At 42.3% G+C, this 17,533-nt stretch carries 15 protein-coding genes and 1 riboswitch; of the genes, 1 reads left to right on the forward strand and 14 read right to left on the reverse strand.

Annotation, left to right across the window (positions count from 1 at the left end):
* Nucleotides 1-236 precede the first annotated feature (236 nt).
* The 13 genes from HMPREF2918_RS08895 to HMPREF2918_RS08955 all read right to left on the reverse strand — a co-directional run bounded on the left by HMPREF2918_RS08895 (nucleotide 237) and on the right by HMPREF2918_RS08955 (nucleotide 15,199).
* Nucleotides 237-893, reverse strand: a complete 657-nt coding sequence (locus HMPREF2918_RS08895) for a CBS domain-containing protein (RefSeq protein ID WP_003005183.1) — start codon at nucleotides 891-893, stop codon at nucleotides 237-239.
* Between the two features lie 448 nt (nucleotides 894-1,341).
* Nucleotides 1,342-2,052 (reverse strand): ABC transporter ATP-binding protein, encoded by a 711-nt coding sequence (locus HMPREF2918_RS08900; protein WP_003005434.1) that lies wholly within the window; start codon nucleotides 2,050-2,052, stop codon nucleotides 1,342-1,344.
* Nucleotides 2,052-2,816 carry an ABC transporter ATP-binding protein gene (locus HMPREF2918_RS08905; RefSeq protein ID WP_049491216.1) on the reverse strand — a complete coding sequence of 255 codons (765 nt, stop codon included), beginning with the start codon at nucleotides 2,814-2,816 and terminating at the stop codon, nucleotides 2,052-2,054. Before HMPREF2918_RS08905 ends, HMPREF2918_RS08900 begins: the two co-directional genes overlap by 1 nt.
* A complete protein-coding gene (locus HMPREF2918_RS08910; protein WP_003008278.1) occupies nucleotides 2,816-3,763 on the reverse strand; it encodes a branched-chain amino acid ABC transporter permease in 948 nt (315 codons plus the stop codon). Before HMPREF2918_RS08910 ends, HMPREF2918_RS08905 begins: the two co-directional genes overlap by 1 nt.
* A 3-nt stretch (nucleotides 3,764-3,766) precedes the next feature.
* Nucleotides 3,767-4,636: a branched-chain amino acid ABC transporter permease gene (locus HMPREF2918_RS08915; RefSeq protein WP_021153669.1), complete on the reverse strand. Its 870-nt coding sequence runs from the start codon at nucleotides 4,634-4,636 to the stop codon at nucleotides 3,767-3,769.
* 81 nt (nucleotides 4,637-4,717) lie between these two features.
* Nucleotides 4,718-5,875: an ABC transporter substrate-binding protein gene (locus tag HMPREF2918_RS08920; RefSeq protein WP_023918808.1), complete on the reverse strand. Its 1,158-nt coding sequence runs from the start codon at nucleotides 5,873-5,875 to the stop codon at nucleotides 4,718-4,720.
* A 108-nt stretch (nucleotides 5,876-5,983) separates the two neighbouring features.
* Entirely contained in the window at nucleotides 5,984-6,262 is a 279-nt protein-coding gene (locus HMPREF2918_RS08925) for a DUF2129 domain-containing protein (protein WP_023918810.1), read from the reverse strand.
* Between the two features lie 277 nt (nucleotides 6,263-6,539).
* Entirely contained in the window at nucleotides 6,540-7,130 is a 591-nt protein-coding gene (gene clpP / locus HMPREF2918_RS08930) for an ATP-dependent Clp protease proteolytic subunit ClpP (protein ID WP_021153673.1), read from the reverse strand.
* Nucleotides 7,131-7,258: 128 nt separating this feature from the next.
* On the reverse strand, nucleotides 7,259-7,888 hold the full coding sequence (upp, locus tag HMPREF2918_RS08935; protein WP_003005574.1) for a uracil phosphoribosyltransferase: 630 nt from the start codon (nucleotides 7,886-7,888) through the stop codon (nucleotides 7,259-7,261).
* Nucleotides 7,889-8,107: 219 nt separating this feature from the next.
* A complete protein-coding gene (gene mgtA / locus HMPREF2918_RS08940; protein WP_070588766.1) occupies nucleotides 8,108-10,768 on the reverse strand; it encodes a magnesium-translocating P-type ATPase in 2,661 nt (886 codons plus the stop codon).
* A gap of 207 nt (nucleotides 10,769-10,975) precedes the next feature.
* Nucleotides 10,976-11,133, reverse strand: a riboswitch (M-box (ykoK) riboswitch).
* 35 nt (nucleotides 11,134-11,168) lie between these two features.
* Nucleotides 11,169-12,332: a MalY/PatB family protein gene (locus HMPREF2918_RS08945; protein ID WP_070588765.1), complete on the reverse strand. Its 1,164-nt coding sequence runs from the start codon at nucleotides 12,330-12,332 to the stop codon at nucleotides 11,169-11,171.
* 1 nt (nucleotide 12,333) lies between these two features.
* On the reverse strand, nucleotides 12,334-13,431 hold the full coding sequence (locus tag HMPREF2918_RS08950) for a cystathionine gamma-synthase (RefSeq protein WP_070595297.1): 1,098 nt from the start codon (nucleotides 13,429-13,431) through the stop codon (nucleotides 12,334-12,336).
* A gap of 139 nt (nucleotides 13,432-13,570) precedes the next feature.
* The gene (locus HMPREF2918_RS08955; protein WP_003005489.1) at nucleotides 13,571-15,199 is read right to left on the reverse strand and encodes a putative polysaccharide biosynthesis protein; all 1,629 of its coding nucleotides are present in this window, start codon (nucleotides 15,197-15,199) and stop codon (nucleotides 13,571-13,573) included.
* 87 nt (nucleotides 15,200-15,286) lie between these two features.
* Between HMPREF2918_RS08955 and HMPREF2918_RS08960 the strand changes: the two genes are divergently transcribed.
* Complete coding sequence (locus HMPREF2918_RS08960; RefSeq protein ID WP_070595298.1) at nucleotides 15,287-16,732, forward strand: UDP-N-acetylmuramoyl-L-alanyl-D-glutamate--L-lysine ligase; 1,446 nt, start codon at nucleotides 15,287-15,289, stop codon at nucleotides 16,730-16,732.
* A gap of 35 nt (nucleotides 16,733-16,767) precedes the next feature.
* Here the strand turns inward: HMPREF2918_RS08960 and HMPREF2918_RS08965 are convergent, their stop codons facing one another.
* Nucleotides 16,768-17,418, reverse strand: coding sequence for a DUF1803 domain-containing protein (locus tag HMPREF2918_RS08965; RefSeq protein WP_070595300.1), 651 nt, complete (start codon nucleotides 17,416-17,418; stop codon nucleotides 16,768-16,770).
* Between the last annotated feature and the right edge of the window lie 115 nt (nucleotides 17,419-17,533).

The following is a 17,533-nucleotide window of genomic DNA, read 5'->3' on the forward strand; positions in this document are numbered from 1 at the left end:
TTCCTTAGGTGAGTACGGACGTCAGCGAACTTTCACAAAGTTCCATGACTAATTTTTGAGCCTAATGTCTCAAAAATTCCGAGAGCATGAAACAAGTATGTTTCATGCTCTTTTCTCACGGCGGAAAATCTTAGAATACACGTCATGATTAATAAAATCATAATTATTTTTATAGAATTTATTAGGTTACCTTATACAAAAATCAGGCTACATTGTCATCCAGCCTGATTTTTTTATTAAATAGCTTTTGCGGTTGTTCGAGTGATTTCATCGACTTTCAAACCGTTGGCTTCAAATTTACTACGGATTCCTTCTAGATCTGTCACCCCATCAATTTGGACTTCGATAACCACACGATCGTCTTTTGTTGGGATATTGACTGTATTTGCGATGTTATACCCTTCTTCTACAATCAAGTGAATGATTTGTTCTAGAACGCCAACCTTATCTTCTGTCACAAAGCGAACACGAACTCCTTCTTCTCCATAACCGGATACTTCAAGGAAAGCACGGAAAATATCACGGTCTGTGATGACACCGGATACTTGGTCATTGTCCACGACTGGAAGAATTCCCACCTTGTTCTTATACATGAGGTAGGTCGCATCTTCTAAGCTCGCAAATTTAGAGACGGTAATGACATCGCGAAGCATGACATCTTTAACCTTAGTCTTGTTCAACAGATAGTTCATCTCGAAAATAGACAAGCTTGTTGCTTTAGATGGACTTGCTTCTGCAATCGTACCTTCTGTCACCAACCCAACCAATTTATCGTTTTCAATGACTGGCAAACGGTGCAAACCTTGTTCGCGCATCAAATCTGCCGCGTGGGCAATTGTCGTATCTGGACTAATGTAAACCACTTTACGTGTCATAAAATCTTTAACAGCCATAACAAGTTCTCCTATGCTTTTATTAGTTTTATTATACTTGATTTTAAGAATGATTTCAAACGCTTTCAGCAGTTTTCTCTTGTTTTCAAAATTTAGAAAAATCAAACAAGAAAGATGAAAAAAGAAAGGTCTTCAGGACCTTTCTTTCGAACATGTTCAAACTATCTTTCCTATAATATAAGATTAATAATTCTTCATAATAGAAATTATGCTATTTTTTGAATCATTTGGGAGTATATTGAAACTTTCCGCCGTGAGAAAAGTGCTAGAAACATTAATGTTTCTAGTACTCGGGAGTTTTGAGACCTTAGGCTCAAAACTAAGTCATGGAACTTCTTCGAAGTTCGCTGACGTCCATACTCACCTAAGGAAAGTTTCTAAATTATCTTTGTCAGCAATCCGAAGAAAGGTTTAGCTAACTTTTCCTTTCAAACAAACTTTAGAAAACTTATCCACCAAGGTAAGCCTTGCGGACTTCTTCTGAGGCTAAGAGTTCTTTTCCTGTTCCAGTAAGAACGACTTTCCCTGTTTCCAAAACATAACCGCGGTCTGCGATGGCAAGAGCCTTGTTGGCATTTTGCTCGATCAAGAGAACAGTTGTCCCTTGTTTTTGGATATCTTGGATGATATCAAAGATTTCTTGGATAAAGATTGGGGCCAATCCCATTGAAGGTTCATCCAGAAGCAAGAGTTTTGGCGTCGACATAAGTGCACGACCCATTGCAAGCATTTGTTGTTCCCCACCAGATAGGGTTGCTGCATCTTGGTTCTTCCGTTCTTCCAAACGTGGGAAACGGGAGAAGACTTTCTTCAAGTTAGCTTGGTTTTCTTCTCGATCTTTCTTCAAGAAAGCTCCCATCTCCAAGTTTTCCATAACAGTTAAGCCTGGAAAGACGTGGCGGCCTTCTGGAACTTGAGAGAGTCCTGCTGCTACAATCTTTTGAGCAGGAACCTTTTGAATCTCCTGACCCAAAAACTCGATTTTCCCAGCACTTGGACGCACCAAACCTGAAATGGTACGAAGAATAGATGTTTTCCCAGCACCGTTAGCACCGATAAGAGAAACAACTTCCCCTTCATTTACCTCGAAACTGACATCACGGACAGCCTGGATCATGCCATAGTGTACAGAAAGATTTTCAACTTTTAACATAGACATTAGGCTTCACCTCCTAGATATGCTTCGATTACGCGTTTGTTGTTCTTGATTTCATCTGGCGTTCCATGAGCAATCAAGCGACCATATTCCAATACATAGATCCGTTCCGTTACTTCCATGACCAAACTCATATCGTGCTCGATCAGCATAATCGTAATATTGAATTCTTTTTGAATGCGACGGATCAATTGGGTCAATTCTGCTGTTTCTTGAGGGTTCATCCCTGCAGCAGGTTCATCCAAGAAGAGGATTTTTGGCTCTGTAGCAAGGGCACGAACGATCTCCAAGTGACGTTGTTGTCCGTAAGCTAAGTTTTTGGCCAAGGTATCTGCTTCTTTTTCCAAACCAAAAATGGCTAACAATTCAAGAGCTTTCGCTTTCAAAGCTTCTTCATTCTTGTAATAGCTTGGCAAGCGGAAAAGACTCGCAAAGACATGTGGTTTGTGGTGATTGGCAAAGGCAATCAAAACATTGTCCAACACGCTCAAATCTTTAAAGAGACGAATATTTTGGAAAGTACGTCCCAGACCACCTGCAGCGATTTTATAAGGTGCTTTACCATTTAGGAGCTGACCATCTAAGGTAATGGTCCCTTCACTTGGTTCATATACCCCTGTTAGTAGGTTGAAGAGGGTTGTTTTACCGGCACCGTTGGGGCCGATCAAACCAACCAATTCTCCTTCATTGAGTTCCATGGTCACATCCCCAACGGCTGTCAAACCACCAAAGTTTTTTGTTAAGTTTTTTACTTCAAGAAGTGCCATTAGTTAGCCTCCTTTTTTGAGAGTAGTTTTTTCAAGCTGAATTCCCATGTTCCAAGAAGACCACCTGGACGGAAGATCATCACGAGAATCAAAGCCAATGAGTAAATGATCATACGTACACTTGAGAAGTCTTGAAGCACCATGTTCAAGATACCCAAGACGATGGCTGCCACAACTGTTCCTGACATTGATCCCAAACCACCAAATACGACAATGATCAAGACATTAATAGTATTGGTGAAAGAGTAATCTTTAGGGACAACAGAGCCGATAAAGCCGGCTTGGAGAGATCCAGCAATCGCCGCTGTGATCGCACCAAATACAAAGGCGATGACTTTGACCTTGGTCGTATTGATCCCAACAGATTCTGCCGCGATTTCATCTTCACGAACAGAAAGGGTAGAGCGTCCAATTGGACTGCGTAAGAAGTTAATCGTAAAGATCGTTGTAATTACAACAAAGAGGTAAACCAATTGCCAAGTTGTAAAGGCTGGCAAACCAAGGATCCCAGCAGCACCATTTGTTAGAGTACCACCATTAACGATCAAGATCCGGATGATTTCAGAAACCCCAAGTGTCGCAATCGCGAGATAGTCCCCTTTCAAACGAAGGGTTGGAACCCCAACGATCAAGGCAACGACACCAGCAATCAAAGCACCTAAAACCATCGCGCCAAAGAAAGCCCCATAGGTTGGTGATTTGGAACCAAGAATGGCTGCAGAGTAAGCACCAATCGCCATAAATCCGGCATGGCCGAGTGAGAATTGACCTGAGAAACCAACAATGAGGTTCAAGCCAACTGCAAGGATAATATTAATTCCAATTTGTTCTAAAATTTGGATATAGAAGAGGTTGAGCACACCCGCTGCAACCAAGACTTGGATCAAGGCAAAACCTGCGACCAAAAGACCAAGCCAGACTAAATTCACTTTTAAATTTTGTTTCATGGCTTACACCTTCTCTTTCACATTTTTACCGAGGATACCTGCTGGACGGATGAGCAAGATCACAATCAAGATGGCATACACAATGGCATCACGGAAGTCTGAAAGACCGATCGCTGTAGCGAAGGTTTCCAACAAACCGATAACAAATCCACCTAGGGCAGCACCTGGAATGATTCCGATTCCTCCAAGAACGGCTGCGACAAATGCTTTGATCCCTGGTGTCATCCCCATCAGAGGCTCGATCGAGTTGTAATACAAACCAATCAAGACACCACCAGCACCTGCCAAGGCAGATCCCAAAGCAAAGGTAAAACTGATCGTACGGTTTACGTTAATCCCCATCAATTGAGCAGCATCACTATCGACAGATACAGCCCGCATGGCTTTCCCCATCTTTGTCTTTTGAATAATAAATTGAAGAGCGACCATCAAGAAAACAGACACTCCCAAGATCATCAACTGAATATTGGAGATTGAAATAGGACCGAAGTTGTAACGAACCGTTTTAATCACTTGCGGGAAGGAACGGGTATTGGCCCCTACGAAGAAGACCATCCCATATTCTAGCAAGAAAGAAACCCCGATGGCTGTGATCAAGGCTGCAATCCGAGTCGAATGACGAAGCGGACGATAAGCCAGGTATTCAATTACAACCCCTAAAATAGCCGTCCCAACCATGGCTAGGAGCAAGGCTACAAAGAAGTTCACTTTCCACGAGTTCAATAAGAAATATCCCATAAAGGCACCTACCATGTAGATATCTCCATGGGCAAAGTTGATCAATTTGATAATTCCATACACCATGGTATAACCAAGGGCCAAGAGTGCATAGACACTTCCCAAGATTAGACCGTTCACTAATTGCTGGAGCATTTGAACCATCCTTTCTAACAATAAAGAGCGAGGCCAGGAATTTTCATTCTCCCAGCCTCTTGTACAAACAACAAATGATAATTATGGTTTAACAGACTCAACTGATTTGACTTTACCATCTTTCAAGCCAATCATAAGAGCTGATTTAACCGGGTTGTGGTTCTTGTCAATTGACATTGTACCAGTCACACCTTCCAAGTCTTTCAACTTCGCAAGGTTATCTTTCAATTCGACAGAGTTCTTAGCACCTTTAGATGCTTCTGCAACCATGTAAACTGAATCATAAGCCAAAGCTGCGAACATTGAAGGTTCTTCATTGTATTTCGCTTTGTAAGCTTCTACGAATTTCTTGGCTTTATCAGTCATTTCACCTTCAGTAGAGAATCCAGCTACGTAGTAGATGTCTGTAGCTGCAGCAGGTGTTGCTTGTTCAACGAACTTAGCATCGCTAAATCCATCACCACCAATGATTGGTTGTTTGATTCCCATACCACGCGCTTGGTTTACGATTTTACCAGTTTCTGTGTAGTAACCTGGAAGAACAATCGCATCGAAGTCTTTATCTTTGATTTTTGTAAGGGCAGCTTGGAAGTCTGTATCCTTAGATTGGAAGGTTTCAGTTGCTACGATTTCACCTTTGTAAGATTTCTTGAAGGCTTCAGCAATCCCTTTCGCATAGTCAGATGAGTTATCGTAGTAAAGAACGACTTTCTTCGCTTTCAAGTTATCAGTTGTGTATTTGGCAATGATTTTTCCTTGGAAGCTATCGATGAAGGTTGCACGGAAAAGGTAATCTTGACCTTTTGTCAAATCATCTTGAGTTGCAGATGGTGTAACCAATGGCACACCTGCTTTACCAGCATTGGCAACGGCTGCTGCAGTAGCACCTGAAGTTGCAGGTCCAACAAGAGCGTTCACTTTTGATTGAGTGACAAGGTTTGTAGTGACTGTAGCTGCTTCAGCTGTTTCAGACTTGTTATCTTTATCTGTGACAACGATCTTTTTGCCATCAGCTCCACCCTTAGCGTTGATTTCATCAACGGCCAATTGAGCACCTTTTTGTTCAGCGCTACCGTAGGCTGCTACTTCACCAGTTTTTTCAAAGTTAAAACCGACTTTTAGTTCCTTGCCGATTTCGTTACCAGTTGTGTTTGAACCAGAAGTAGAAACTTCACCACAAGCAGCAAGAAGAGCGACACTTGCAATGGTTAAAAATGAAAGAGCAAATTTTTTCTTCATTTGTAATGATCTCCTTAAATGAATCTTAAATTAAATACATTAAGAATATACCGAATTATCTGACAATTGTCAATAAAAAAAGCACAATCCATCAAATGATTGCGTTTTCTAAACTTCTGTGACCACAGATGGGGTCTCCAATCGTTGCAAACTCCCCACAAAATCTGTATCTAAATCTTTGAGATGGCAAGGCAAGACCTTTTTGACATAACGTTCTTTCTTTAAGTCTTCCATGACTTGATCGGCCTTGTCGCTGTCCACATACAATTGGACATAACGGCATTTCTTAGAATGGTACAAGACATCTCCGACAGATTGTAATTTTTTCCCGTCTCGATTGTAATACAATTTTACAATCAAGCCTGTTCTTTCTTGTTTCTCAAACATGGTCAATCCCTTTCTCGTTCTGTTACTAGTATATCAAATTTCAAGAAAAAGAACTACTCTTTTATGAGAGCAAAAAAGAGAGTGGGACAGAAATCGGTAATTCGTTAGAATTCGATTTCGTCGTCCCACCTCCGCACAGTTGAGTAGGGCTGTAAAAGCTGATGAAATCAGCGTAGTAGAGCCCACTCAACCACTGCGTCTTGCTCGACAATCCAAAAATAATTGAGAGGCTAGGACTTTTGTCCCAGCCTCTTGACGAGCCTTCCTACAGGATGGTTTAACCCAATTTATTATTGGCCATGATTTCATCAATAAAGCCATATTCAAGCGTTTCTTGTGCGCTCATCCAATTATCACGTTCCGCATCAGCATGCACTTTTTCAATGGATTGACCTGAATTTTCCGCAAGGATTTTTTCCAAGTTATTCCGTGTTTTGAGCAAGTGTTCTGCTGCAATCGCCATATCGGTTTGTTGGGTACCACCACCAGTTCCACCCATTGGTTGGTGAATCATGTACTCAGCGTTTGGCAACATGAAGCGTTTGCCCTTCGCACCGCTTGAAGCGATGATAGTTCCCATAGAAGCTGCCATCCCCATAACAATGGTTTGGACATCTGACTTGATAAAGTTCATAGTATCTACAATGGCAAGACCTGCTGAGACAGAGCCACCTGGGGTATTGATATACATATAGATATCTTTTGTATTATCTTGGGCATCCAAGAAGAGCAATTGAGCGATAATGGAGTTAGCCATTTGGTCCTCAACTGGTCCTGTTACCATGATAATTCGATCTTTCAACAGACGGGAATAAATATCGTAAGAACGTTCTCCACGACTGGTTTGTTCAATAACTACTGGAATCATCTATTCTTCTCCTTTAGTATCCATTCATTCTCACGATTCGTGAGGTTCAAAGTATATGTGCTATTATAAACCAATGGTCAAAAAAGGTCAAATCTTAAGCAACTTTCGGACGAATCATGAATGGTTTCTTATTTGGTACCGAATAAACGGTCACCTGCATCTCCAAGACCAGGAACAATGTAGCCATGTTCATTCAAATGATCATCGAGGGCTGCTGTAAAGATATCAACATCTGGGTGAGCTTCTTGAAGAGCTTTCACTCCTTCTGGCGCTGATACCAAGCAGACAAATTTAATATGGCTAGCGCCACGTTTTTTCAAGGAATCAATCGCTAGAATAGCGGATCCACCCGTAGCAAGCATCGGGTCTACTACAAAGATACGACGTTGATCAATATCTTCTGGCAATTTCACCAAGTATTCAACTGGTTTCAAGGTTTCTTCATCACGGTACATCCCGATATGGCCAACCTTAGCAGCTGGTACCAAACTCAAGAGACCATCAACCATCCCAATCCCTGCACGAAGAATTGGGACAATAGCCAACTTCTTCCCTGCGATTTGTTTTTGAACCGTTTTAGTAATAGGAGTTTCAATCTCAACATCTTCAAGAGGCAATTCACGCAACACTTCATAGCCCATCAACATAGCAATCTCATCTACCAATTCACGAAAGGCCTTCGTAGAGGTATCTGTACGACGAAGAATAGACAATTTGTGTTGAATCAGTGGATGTGTAATAACTTCTAATTTTCCCATTTTGAGATCCTTCTTTCTAAGCTGTTATTATTCAAAAAAGAGCTATGATAAAAGTGGAGTCAAACTCTACTCTTTCTTTCAGTCCCTCTTTGATACTCACAGCACATGGAAATCTTCATTTCCAACTTTACATTCTTCTTATTATACCAAATTTTACAAAAAAAAGAGAGCCCTTACACTTAATTTTTTGAGTTCGGACTCACTCTTTCTATCAATCAATTACAACCATTCTTTGTACTTCTTAATATAGATACGTTTGACAACCGTCACACTAAGCATATAGAGGACGATAATAGCAAACAATAGAACAAAGTACAATCCATTTAGTTGGCTCAACTTCAAGATAGAAGCCAAAGGACTATATGGAAGGGAGGTTACAAAGAAGGCTGCTGCTAGAGTCGTCACCACGACTGAGAAGGCTGGACGACTTTGGATAAATGGAAGTTTTGGTGAACGCAACATATGAATAACCATGGTTTGAGACCACATAGATTCAATAAACCATCCAGTTTGGAACACCATGATAAAGGCTGCTGCATCTGCTGCTCCATGGTTGTAGCCATGACCTAAAATCATTGGGACAACAAGGAAATAAAGAAGCATGTAGGTAATAATATCAAATACTGATGAAATTGGACCAATCCAGGCCATAAAGCGCATGATAGAGTTTGCTTCCCAGATACGAGGTTTCTTGAGGAATTCCTTGTCGACATTGTCAAAAGGAAGGGCGATACAAGAAAGATCATAGATAAGATTGAGCACAATCAAATGAACGGGAGCCATTGGAAGAAAAGGCAAAAAGATACTGGCAAAGAGCAGAGAAAAGATGTTCCCGAAGTTAGAAGAGACCGTCATCTTGATATACTTGGTCATATTGGCATAGACCTTGCGACCTTCAACCAAACCTTTTTCAAGGACCATCAAGTCCTTATCCAGAAGGATGACATCTGCCGTTTCCTTGGCGATATCCACAGCGGTATCCACGGAGATCCCAACGTCTGAGACCTTCATGGATGGAGCATCGTTGATCCCATCTCCCATGTAACCCACCTTGTGGCCATTGTTCTTGAGGCAGAGGATGATCCGCGCTTTTTGATCGGGTGATAATTTGGCAAAGACCGTTGTTGTTTCCACAACTTGTGCTAACTCTTGGTCAGTCATCGTATCGATTTCGCTTCCCAAAAGAATCCGCTCGACATCTAGTCCTACTTTTTCACAGACAGCTTGGGTGACCTTTTCATTGTCCCCAGTTAAGATCTTGGTGGTTACCCCATATTCTGCAAGAGCTTTGATTGCTGGAGCTGCAGAAGGTTTTGGTGGATCAAGAAAGGCAAGGTAACCGGTTAGGATCATGTCTCGTTCATCTTCAACACTAAAGATGTCATTTTCGTCCAAGTCGGTTTTGTAGCTGACGCCCAAAACACGAAGACCTTGTTCATTTAACTGAGCAACTTCAGCGAGGACCTCTTGACGGACTTCATCTGTCAGGCGTTTAATCTCCCCCTTGTACTCAACATAATTCGATACAGAAAGCATTTCTTCCAAGGCACCCTTGGTCACCATGCTGACCACACCGTCTTCGTCTTTGACAATGACACTCATGCGACGACGTTCAAAATCAAAGGGCAATTCATCAATCTTATGGAAGGTTTGATCCAGATCGCGAACAATCTCATGTTTCTTGGCTTCTTTCTGGGTCCGATTGATAATCGCTCGGTCCATCAAATTTTTTAGCCCGGTTTGGAAATAGGAATTCAAGTAAGCCCGACGAAGAACTGATAGATCCAATTCGCCATGGATATCAAGCGGATACTCCAAAACGATTTCATCTTGAGTCAAGGTACCTGTCTTATCTGTACACAAAATATCAATAGCCCCAAGGTCTTGGATGGCATTGAGTTTTTTGATAACGACTTTTTCTTTTGCCATGATGATGGAGCCTTTAGCAAGACTCGCTGTAATAATCATCGGCAGCATTTCCGGAGTCAAACCAACCCCAACGCTGAGGGCAAAGACACCCGCTTCTAACCAGTCACCATCTGTGAGACCATTGATCACAAAGACAACGGGCACCATCACTAACATGAGCCGAATCAAGAGCCAAGAGATGGTATTCATTTCTCTCTCAAATGAGGTTGGTTCGTCATAGGTGTTGATGGTTTGCTCAATAGCACCCATCATGGTTTCATCCCCCACGACCAAGACCAAGGCTGTCGCCCGTCCGGAGATGACATTGGTTCCCATAAAGGCCAAGCTTTCACTCTCCAAGAGACTATCTAGATTCTGACTGTCGGCTTTTCTGAGACAAACCTTTTCAACAGCATCACTTTCCCCTGTGAGACCAGATTGTTGGACAAAGAAGTCACGGGAATCAATCAAGACCACATCTGCTGGGATCATGTCGCCAGCACTCAGTTTGATCACATCTCCTACGACGATTTCATTGATCGGAATTTCTTGTTCCGACCCATCACGCAGAACGGTCGCTGTATTGACTATCATACGTGATAGGTTGCTGGCAGCTTTATCACTCCGCAATTCTTGAATGAAGCGGATCCCACCTGAGATCAAGACCAAGATCACAATGATGATAGAGGTCGTTGGATCCTGTTCACCTGGTTTTGCTAGCCAGACATTAGTGATGAAGGAAACCAGCGCAATGACCAACAAAATCACCGTAAAAGGATTGATAATCGATTCATAGATCTTTTTGATCATGGAATCTTCTTGACCTTTTGTGATGACATTTTCGCCATAAATATCGCGGTTTTCTTCTACTTGATCGTCAACTAAACCAAGGGCACTGGTTTTGTAGTCGGCAAAGGTGCTTTCAAGTGGTTCTTGAAGGGCAGCAATGAGTCTTTCTTTATTTGTTTGCATTGGTATCTCCTTTTTCAATCAGGAGCCAATCACTTTTGGAGTCCCTACGACACAAATCAGCGATTGGCTGGTTCGGTGCGGTTCGGGATGATCGTCGATTTGTATCATAGCTCTCTCCTTTCTCTTTTCTTGGTAAGGCATAAAAAAGAGTCCTACCCTCGATCGGTAGGACTCATGAAACTCGTCATTTATTTTTCAATCAAAACTCTCAAAAAACTGACCGTCCAAGCTTTAGCTCCACAAGGCAATGAAATGAGCTTAGTCTTGACCTTTGCGATCAGGACTGTTGACCAACGAGTAGTGTCTCCACTGCTTTGCGGTAGTCATCCGTATCCTTGTGGTAGCCTCACCTACCGTATTTCGAGTTTATTGTACTCCTTCACTTACAGAAAGTCAACACTTATTTGTGAAAAGTTTCCACCAAACGTTTGGTAATTTCTTCAATGAGGGTGAAGGGAGCTGCCACATTGAGGCGGGCATGCAAGTTTCCTTCTTTTCCAAAATCTGTTCCACGGTTCAAAATCAATTTGGCTTGGTCATGGATTTTAGCATGCAGCTCATCATCGCTATAAGGATAGGCTGAAAAGTCCAACCAAAGAAGATAGGTTCCTTGGGGCTTCATGACACGGATTTTAGTGTTTTCATGCAATTCATCTACGACATAGTCAATGTGTTTTTCAAAGACTTGCTTGAGCTCTGTCAACCAAGGCTTGCCATGACGATAAGCCGCTTCTGTAGCAATATACCCTAAGCCTGAGATTTCATGTTGATTATTAGCCAATTGCCGTTGTTTAAAAGCTGTACGAAGTTTTGGATTTTCAATGACCACATAGGAATTTTTTGTTCCTGCAATATTGAAAGTCTTGGTAGCACTAGTTAAGATCAAACTGAAATCTTTAAAGCTTGGATCAACCGTGTTAAAACTGGTATGACGGTGGCCAAACAAGGCCAAATCTTGGTGGATCTCATCTGAAACGAGAAGGACACCATGTTTTTGACAAAGGTGGCCGATTTTTTCCAAGACTTCACAATCCCATACACGGCCTCCAGGATTGTGCGGATTACACAAAACATAGAGTTTAACCTCTTGCTCCACAATATCTTTTTCCAGCTGATCAAAATCAATTTGGAAAAGACCATCCTTTTCAACTAATGAATTTTCGATCAATTTTCGACGATTGAGTTTGACACTTCGGGCAAATGGAGGATAGACCGGTGTATTGATTAAGACAGCATCCCCTTCCTTGGTGAAGGCTTGAATAGCTGTTGAAATAGCTGGAACAACGCCTTCGATAAAGACGACAGCTTCCTTGTCAAAGGAATAGCCATGCTCTTCTTTTTCCCAATCAAGGATAGACTGGTAGAGGCTATCCGATGCATAGGTGTAGCCATAGACCATTTGGTCTGCATAGCCGATAACAGCTTCTCGTACTTCTGGAATGACATTAAAATCCATGTCCGCGATCCAAGCTGGAATGATTTCTGGATCGGTCTCTGTTTCTTTCCATTTGTAGGTATGGTGGGTCAAGCGATTCGGTAAAGTCGTGAAATCATATTTGGTCATCTTAAGCCTCCAATGCTTGTTTCAAATCTTCAATCAAATCATCCGCATCTTCGATTCCGATGGACAACCGAAGAAGATCATCTGTCAAACCATATGAATGGCGAACTTCTGCAGGAATGTCCGCGTGAGTTTGGGTGGTAGGATAAGTGATCAAACTTTCAACTCCGCCAAGGCTTTCTGCAAAGGTAAAGACTTGAAGGGAATTCAACAAGTTAGGAATTTTTTTCTCATCTTGAATTTTAAAGGAGACCATTCCACCTTTTCCAGTGTAGAGGACTTCTTTGACCTGAGGGGAGGTTTTCAAAAACTCGACCACCTTGCGAGCATTCTCTGTGGAGCGCTCCATCCGGATAGAGAGCGTTTTGAGACCACGGATCAGCAGATAGCTGTCAAATGGGGAAAGAACAGCACCTGTCGTGTTCAAATTGTAAAAGAGTTTGTCATACAAGTCTGCATCATTTGTCACGACAACACCAGCCAAGACATCGTTGTGACCAGCCAGGTACTTGGTTGCTGAATGAAGAACAATATCCGCTCCCTCTTCAATCGGGCGTTGATAGATCGGGCTATAGAAGGTATTGTCCACCACGACTTTGGCACCTTTTGCATGGGCCAATTTGGCTAAATGAGCAATATCAAATTCCAACATCAATGGATTGGTTGGTGTTTCAATATAGAGGACATCCACCGGACCATGATCTAGATGGTGGATCAGTTCTTCTTCCGTATTGGCATAGGTGAAAGAGAAACGACCTTCTTGCTCTTGTTGGTTAAACCAGCGGAAAGAACCTCCATAAAGGTCACGAACGGCTAAGACTTTTGAACCAACAGGGAAAATGCTAAAAGCAAGCACAATAGCTGACATTCCAGAGCTTGTCGCCAAAGCATAGTCTGCACTTTCGATAGCTGCCAAAGTTTTCTCAGCTGTTGCGCGTGTTGGATTTTTCGTACGGGTATAGTCAAAACCTGTAGACTGACCAAATTCTGGGTGTTGGTAAGTCGTAGAGAAATGCAAAGGAGTCGTCAAAGCTCCCGTTGCTTTATCCGACTTGATTCCTGCCTGTGCCAAGATAGTATTGATATTGCGTTTTTTACTCATATTGCCCTCCGATAAACATTCAATCTAACTGCTTACTATTTTATCACTATTATGAGGAGAGCGGTTTTCCCATTTTCAAGACCTAGCTATAGTTTCAAACTATAAGAAAAGGCTGGGCACTTTTTACCCAACCTCTGATTTATTTAATCCGGAATTTTTGTCTGAGACGTGCAGCTTGACCTCCAATAAAGCGGTCAAAATACCGTAGCCATAATCCTAAGGCTCCATAAATAGCAACTCCTAATCCGCCTATGACGATGATATAAATCATGCTCGATACACGGCCATTTGGTGGGAAAATCCAGCCCAAAATCAAGCCTGCGATCAAGACTCCAAGTAGCATCACTACAGTCAGGATAGAACCAAGCAAGGTCCGCTTGAAGATGATGGTTCGATTAAACTGAGTAATGGTTTGGATCTCCCGATACATGAGAACGATTGGCACCATTAAGGCAATGGTCGTTGACAAAAGCGGCCCATAAGAACGAAAGACCAAAATAAATGGAATTTGTAGGACCAATTTCACCACTACACCATAAAAGAAGTAGCGGATGGCCTTGCGATTTTGAAAGAGGGCTTGAATCATTGGCGATAAGACCGTGTAAAGACCGAGAATTACCGTCTGCAACATCGCTACGATGAAGAGTCCTAAGGCCAAGCTATCTGGTTGCCCATAGAAAACCGTATAAAGTGGTTTTGCGACTGCTACTGCACCAAAGGTGGCTGGAAGCAAGAAAGCTAGCAACATGGTCAAGTTATCCTGTACGAGCTTCCCAGCTGCTTTTAGGTCCCCCTTCACATAATTCTCTGTCAACAGAGGAATCCCAACTCCCCCAATCGAAGTCGCTACTGCTATCAAGATCATGGTAATTTTGTTTGGATTAGCAGAGAAATAACTAAACATGACCATGAGCTGCTTTTGACTATAGTCTGTGAACCAAGACATGACATTGATAAAGGTCATCTGGTCAACAATTTGGAAGAGCTGAATCGCAGAACCAGTAATGATAAAAGGAATAGCTTCCCGAATCGTATCGATCAAGAGAGCCCGAGTGTCAATCCCTTCACTTCCCTCTTGCTTTCTAAAAATAGAAGAGAGCAAGCCTGTCTTTGCAAGGTAATAAAAGAGCACCAGAAGGCTCGCTCCCATACCAATAAAAGCCGCAAAGGTCGACTGCGTCACAGCCTGCACGTAATCACCTGAGCCAATCTTCATAATGAAGAAGGTCGTGAGCAACATCCAGATGACCCGGATCACTTGTTCTGCAATCTGGCTTATAGCGTAAGGCTTCATGTTGTTAAAACCTTGAAAAAATCCCCGAATGACACTCATCGAAGGAAAGATCAAGACAGCCCAAGAAAGGCTCTGCATGATCGGAATCAACTCTTTTCCCCCACCTGAAAGGCTAGCAAAGACAGGAGATAACAGATACATAAGAATGGCAAATCCTAGGCCTAAAATTCCCATGAATTTTAAGAAGCCCCGAATCAAAGCAAAGCTATGGTCGGCTTGGTCCCGGGTATTGTATTTGGCTACTTGCTTGGCAACAGCTACGGGTACCCCGGCTGTCGAAATCAAGAGAAACCAAGCATAGATATTGTAACCCATTGTAAAAAGACCATTGGCTTGTGGCCCATATTTTCCCATCCAAATATACCAAGGAATAATATACGCAGCCCCTAGCAAACGGCTGATAAAATTGCTGGCTGTCATCCAGGCAGTCCCGCGTAGCATCTGGGCTTGCTGGTCATTTTGTTCGTGACTCATTGGTGTCCTCTTTCGTTTCTTCTTCTCTTCATTATAAACTTTTCCATGACACTTGTAAAATAGGGACTTTAGGTTTACAATAGTTTTATGATTACAATTGAACAAACCCTCAACATTTTAAAACAAGACCAAAATTTCCGAGAAGTTCTAGTAAATGGTGAATACTACTACCATCTAGAAGGAACAAGTTTTGATGCTATTAGCTATGATAGCCGTAAGGTTTCTGCTAGCACCCTCTTTTTTGTTAAAGGGGCCAGCTTCAAAAAAGAATACTTGGAACAGGCTATTTCTGATGGACTCGGCTTTTATGTCTCTGAAAAAGATTATGAAGTTGGTATTCCTGCCATCCTCGTCAATGATATCAAGCAGGCCATGAGCTTAATTGCTATGGAGTTTTATGGGCACCCTGAGAAACAATTAAAACTATTGGCCTTCACAGGGACTAAGGGAAAGACAACAGCGGCCTATTTTGCTTACCATATTTTGGAACAAAGTCACCGACCAGCTATGCTGTCGACTATGAATACGACGCTGGATGGTAAAAACTTCTTTAAATCGACCCTGACAACGCCAGAGAGCTTGGATCTTTTTGCCATGATGGCTGAGGCAGTAGCCAATGATCGGACCCACTTGATTATGGAAGTTTCCAGTCAAGCTTATCTAGTGAAACGGGTTTACGGTCTGACCTTTGACGTTGGTGTTTTTCTCAACATCAGTCCTGACCATATTGGACCGATTGAACACCCAACTTTTGAGGATTATTTCTACCACAAACGTCTCCTCATGAAGAACAGCCAAGCCGTTGTCATCAATAGTGATATGGATCATTTCCAAGTTTTAGCGGACCAAGTCGCGAACCAAGACCACGATTTTTATGGAAGCCAGTCTGAGAATCAAATTGAAAACTCTAAGGCCTTCAGCTTCTCAGCCACTGGTAAATTAGCTGGAAACTATGAAATCCAACTGATTGGACATTTCAACCAAGAAAATGCTGTGGCTGCAGGTCTTGCCTGCCTTCGCCTAGGTGCGAGCCTCGAGGATATCCAAAAAGGGATTGCTAAGACGCGCGTTCCAGGCCGAATGGAAGTCTTGACTCAGCAAAACGGCGCTAAGGTCTTCATCGACTACGCCCATAATGGTGATAGCTTGAAAAAACTACTCTCTGTTGTCGAAACCCATCAAACGGGGACCATTTCACTAGTTCTCGGATCAACTGGGAATAAAGGAGAGAGCCGCCGCAAGGACTTTGGCTTACTCTTAGAAGAACATCCTGAGATCCAAGTCTTCCTCACAGCGGATGATCCCAACTATGAAGATCCTTTGGCTATCGCTGAAGAGATTAGTAGTTTTATCACGCGCCCTGTCGAGAAAATCGCAGATCGCGAAGAAGCCATTCAAGTGGCTATGGCGACAACCAGCAAGCCTGAAGATGCCGTCATTATCGCCGGAAAAGGAGCTGACTGCTACCAAATCGTCAATGGCGTAAAAGAAGAATATCCAGGCGATGCCGCCATCGCTGAACGTTATTTATAATCAAATGAAAGAAGGCTAGGAAATTTTCCTAGCCTTTATTTTTTTATAAAAATGAATCGTTCTTTATCAAATTCGACAGCTAACTCATACTTTCCATCTTCATTTTGAATGATGTAGCCCAATAAAACTAAACTGTCGACAAAGATATCTCGACGTTTCTGCATGAGCTGATCTTTTTTAAGAAATTTGAGCAAAAAGCTAGTCATATACTTAAGAGCATACTCGGGATTGACATCTCCCAAGATGGCATAGAGCTTTTCTTGATCCTCTGTCAATGGATATTGGTGTTTCACCTTGTAGAAGTAATTGGAAAGGGTCTGTGCATTTCGCGCAAAGTCCGTCTCTTCCACCAAAATCGCTTCGTTGGTAGTATTGCGGAGTTCTGTTTGGAAGACCTTTGCTTTTAATTTTTGATAAACTGCACTGTCCTCTCGAACAAAGACCTCCTGATCCAAGTCAACAAGATCAGCTGACTTCAAGAAGGGCAGGTTGAGGGTGTAACGTTTATTTTCTCGAAGGATGAAGCCCGCTTTGATATACTCCTCCATCAGCTTATCCACTGGTTGATCTGGAAATTGGGCCTTGATTTGCCGCAGGATCACATCGTCGTGCTGATCCAAAAAGTTGATCAAGTCCTTAAGAAATGGCTGACGTGTCAAACGTGTAGGATTAATGATTGTAATCATAAATAGGTCTCGTTTACTGTTTTATCGGTTCGTTCTTATTGTAACATAAAAATTAGTTTAAGCGAAATCAATACCAAAGGACAAAATCTTCAATTTATGTATAGGCAGGCAAGAG

This window comes from Streptococcus sp. HMSC065C01, assembly GCF_001813525.1.
Taxonomy (GTDB): Bacteria; Bacillota; Bacilli; order Lactobacillales; family Streptococcaceae; genus Streptococcus; species Streptococcus parasanguinis_V.

Excerpts from the sequence above, each read along its gene's own strand:
- HMPREF2918_RS08950 (WP_070595297.1), bottom strand. The coding sequence starts at position 13,431 with ATGAGTAAAAAACGCAATATCAATACTATCTTGGCACAGGCAGGAATC.
- HMPREF2918_RS08945 (WP_070588765.1), bottom strand. The coding sequence starts at position 12,332 with ATGACCAAATATGATTTCACGACTTTACCGAATCGCTTGACCCACCAT.
- HMPREF2918_RS08920 (WP_023918808.1), bottom strand. The coding sequence starts at position 5,875 with ATGAAGAAAAAATTTGCTCTTTCATTTTTAACCATTGCAAGTGTCGCT.
- upp (WP_003005574.1), bottom strand. The coding sequence starts at position 7,888 with ATGGGAAAATTAGAAGTTATTACACATCCACTGATTCAACACAAATTG.
- HMPREF2918_RS08925 (WP_023918810.1), bottom strand. The coding sequence starts at position 6,262 with ATGTTTGAGAAACAAGAAAGAACAGGCTTGATTGTAAAATTGTATTAC.
- mgtA (WP_070588766.1), bottom strand. The coding sequence starts at position 10,768 with ATGCAAACAAATAAAGAAAGACTCATTGCTGCCCTTCAAGAACCACTT.
- HMPREF2918_RS08910 (WP_003008278.1), bottom strand. The coding sequence starts at position 3,763 with ATGAAACAAAATTTAAAAGTGAATTTAGTCTGGCTTGGTCTTTTGGTC.
- clpP (WP_021153673.1), bottom strand. The coding sequence starts at position 7,130 with ATGATTCCAGTAGTTATTGAACAAACCAGTCGTGGAGAACGTTCTTAC.
- HMPREF2918_RS08960 (WP_070595298.1), top strand. The coding sequence starts at position 15,287 with ATGATTACAATTGAACAAACCCTCAACATTTTAAAACAAGACCAAAAT.
- HMPREF2918_RS08955 (WP_003005489.1), bottom strand. The coding sequence starts at position 15,199 with ATGAGTCACGAACAAAATGACCAGCAAGCCCAGATGCTACGCGGGACT.
- HMPREF2918_RS08900 (WP_003005434.1), bottom strand. The coding sequence starts at position 2,052 with ATGTCTATGTTAAAAGTTGAAAATCTTTCTGTACACTATGGCATGATC.
- HMPREF2918_RS08915 (WP_021153669.1), bottom strand. The coding sequence starts at position 4,636 with ATGCTCCAGCAATTAGTGAACGGTCTAATCTTGGGAAGTGTCTATGCA.
- HMPREF2918_RS08895 (WP_003005183.1), bottom strand. The coding sequence starts at position 893 with ATGGCTGTTAAAGATTTTATGACACGTAAAGTGGTTTACATTAGTCCA.
- HMPREF2918_RS08965 (WP_070595300.1), bottom strand. The coding sequence starts at position 17,418 with ATGATTACAATCATTAATCCTACACGTTTGACACGTCAGCCATTTCTT.
- HMPREF2918_RS08905 (WP_049491216.1), bottom strand. The coding sequence starts at position 2,816 with ATGGCACTTCTTGAAGTAAAAAACTTAACAAAAAACTTTGGTGGTTTG.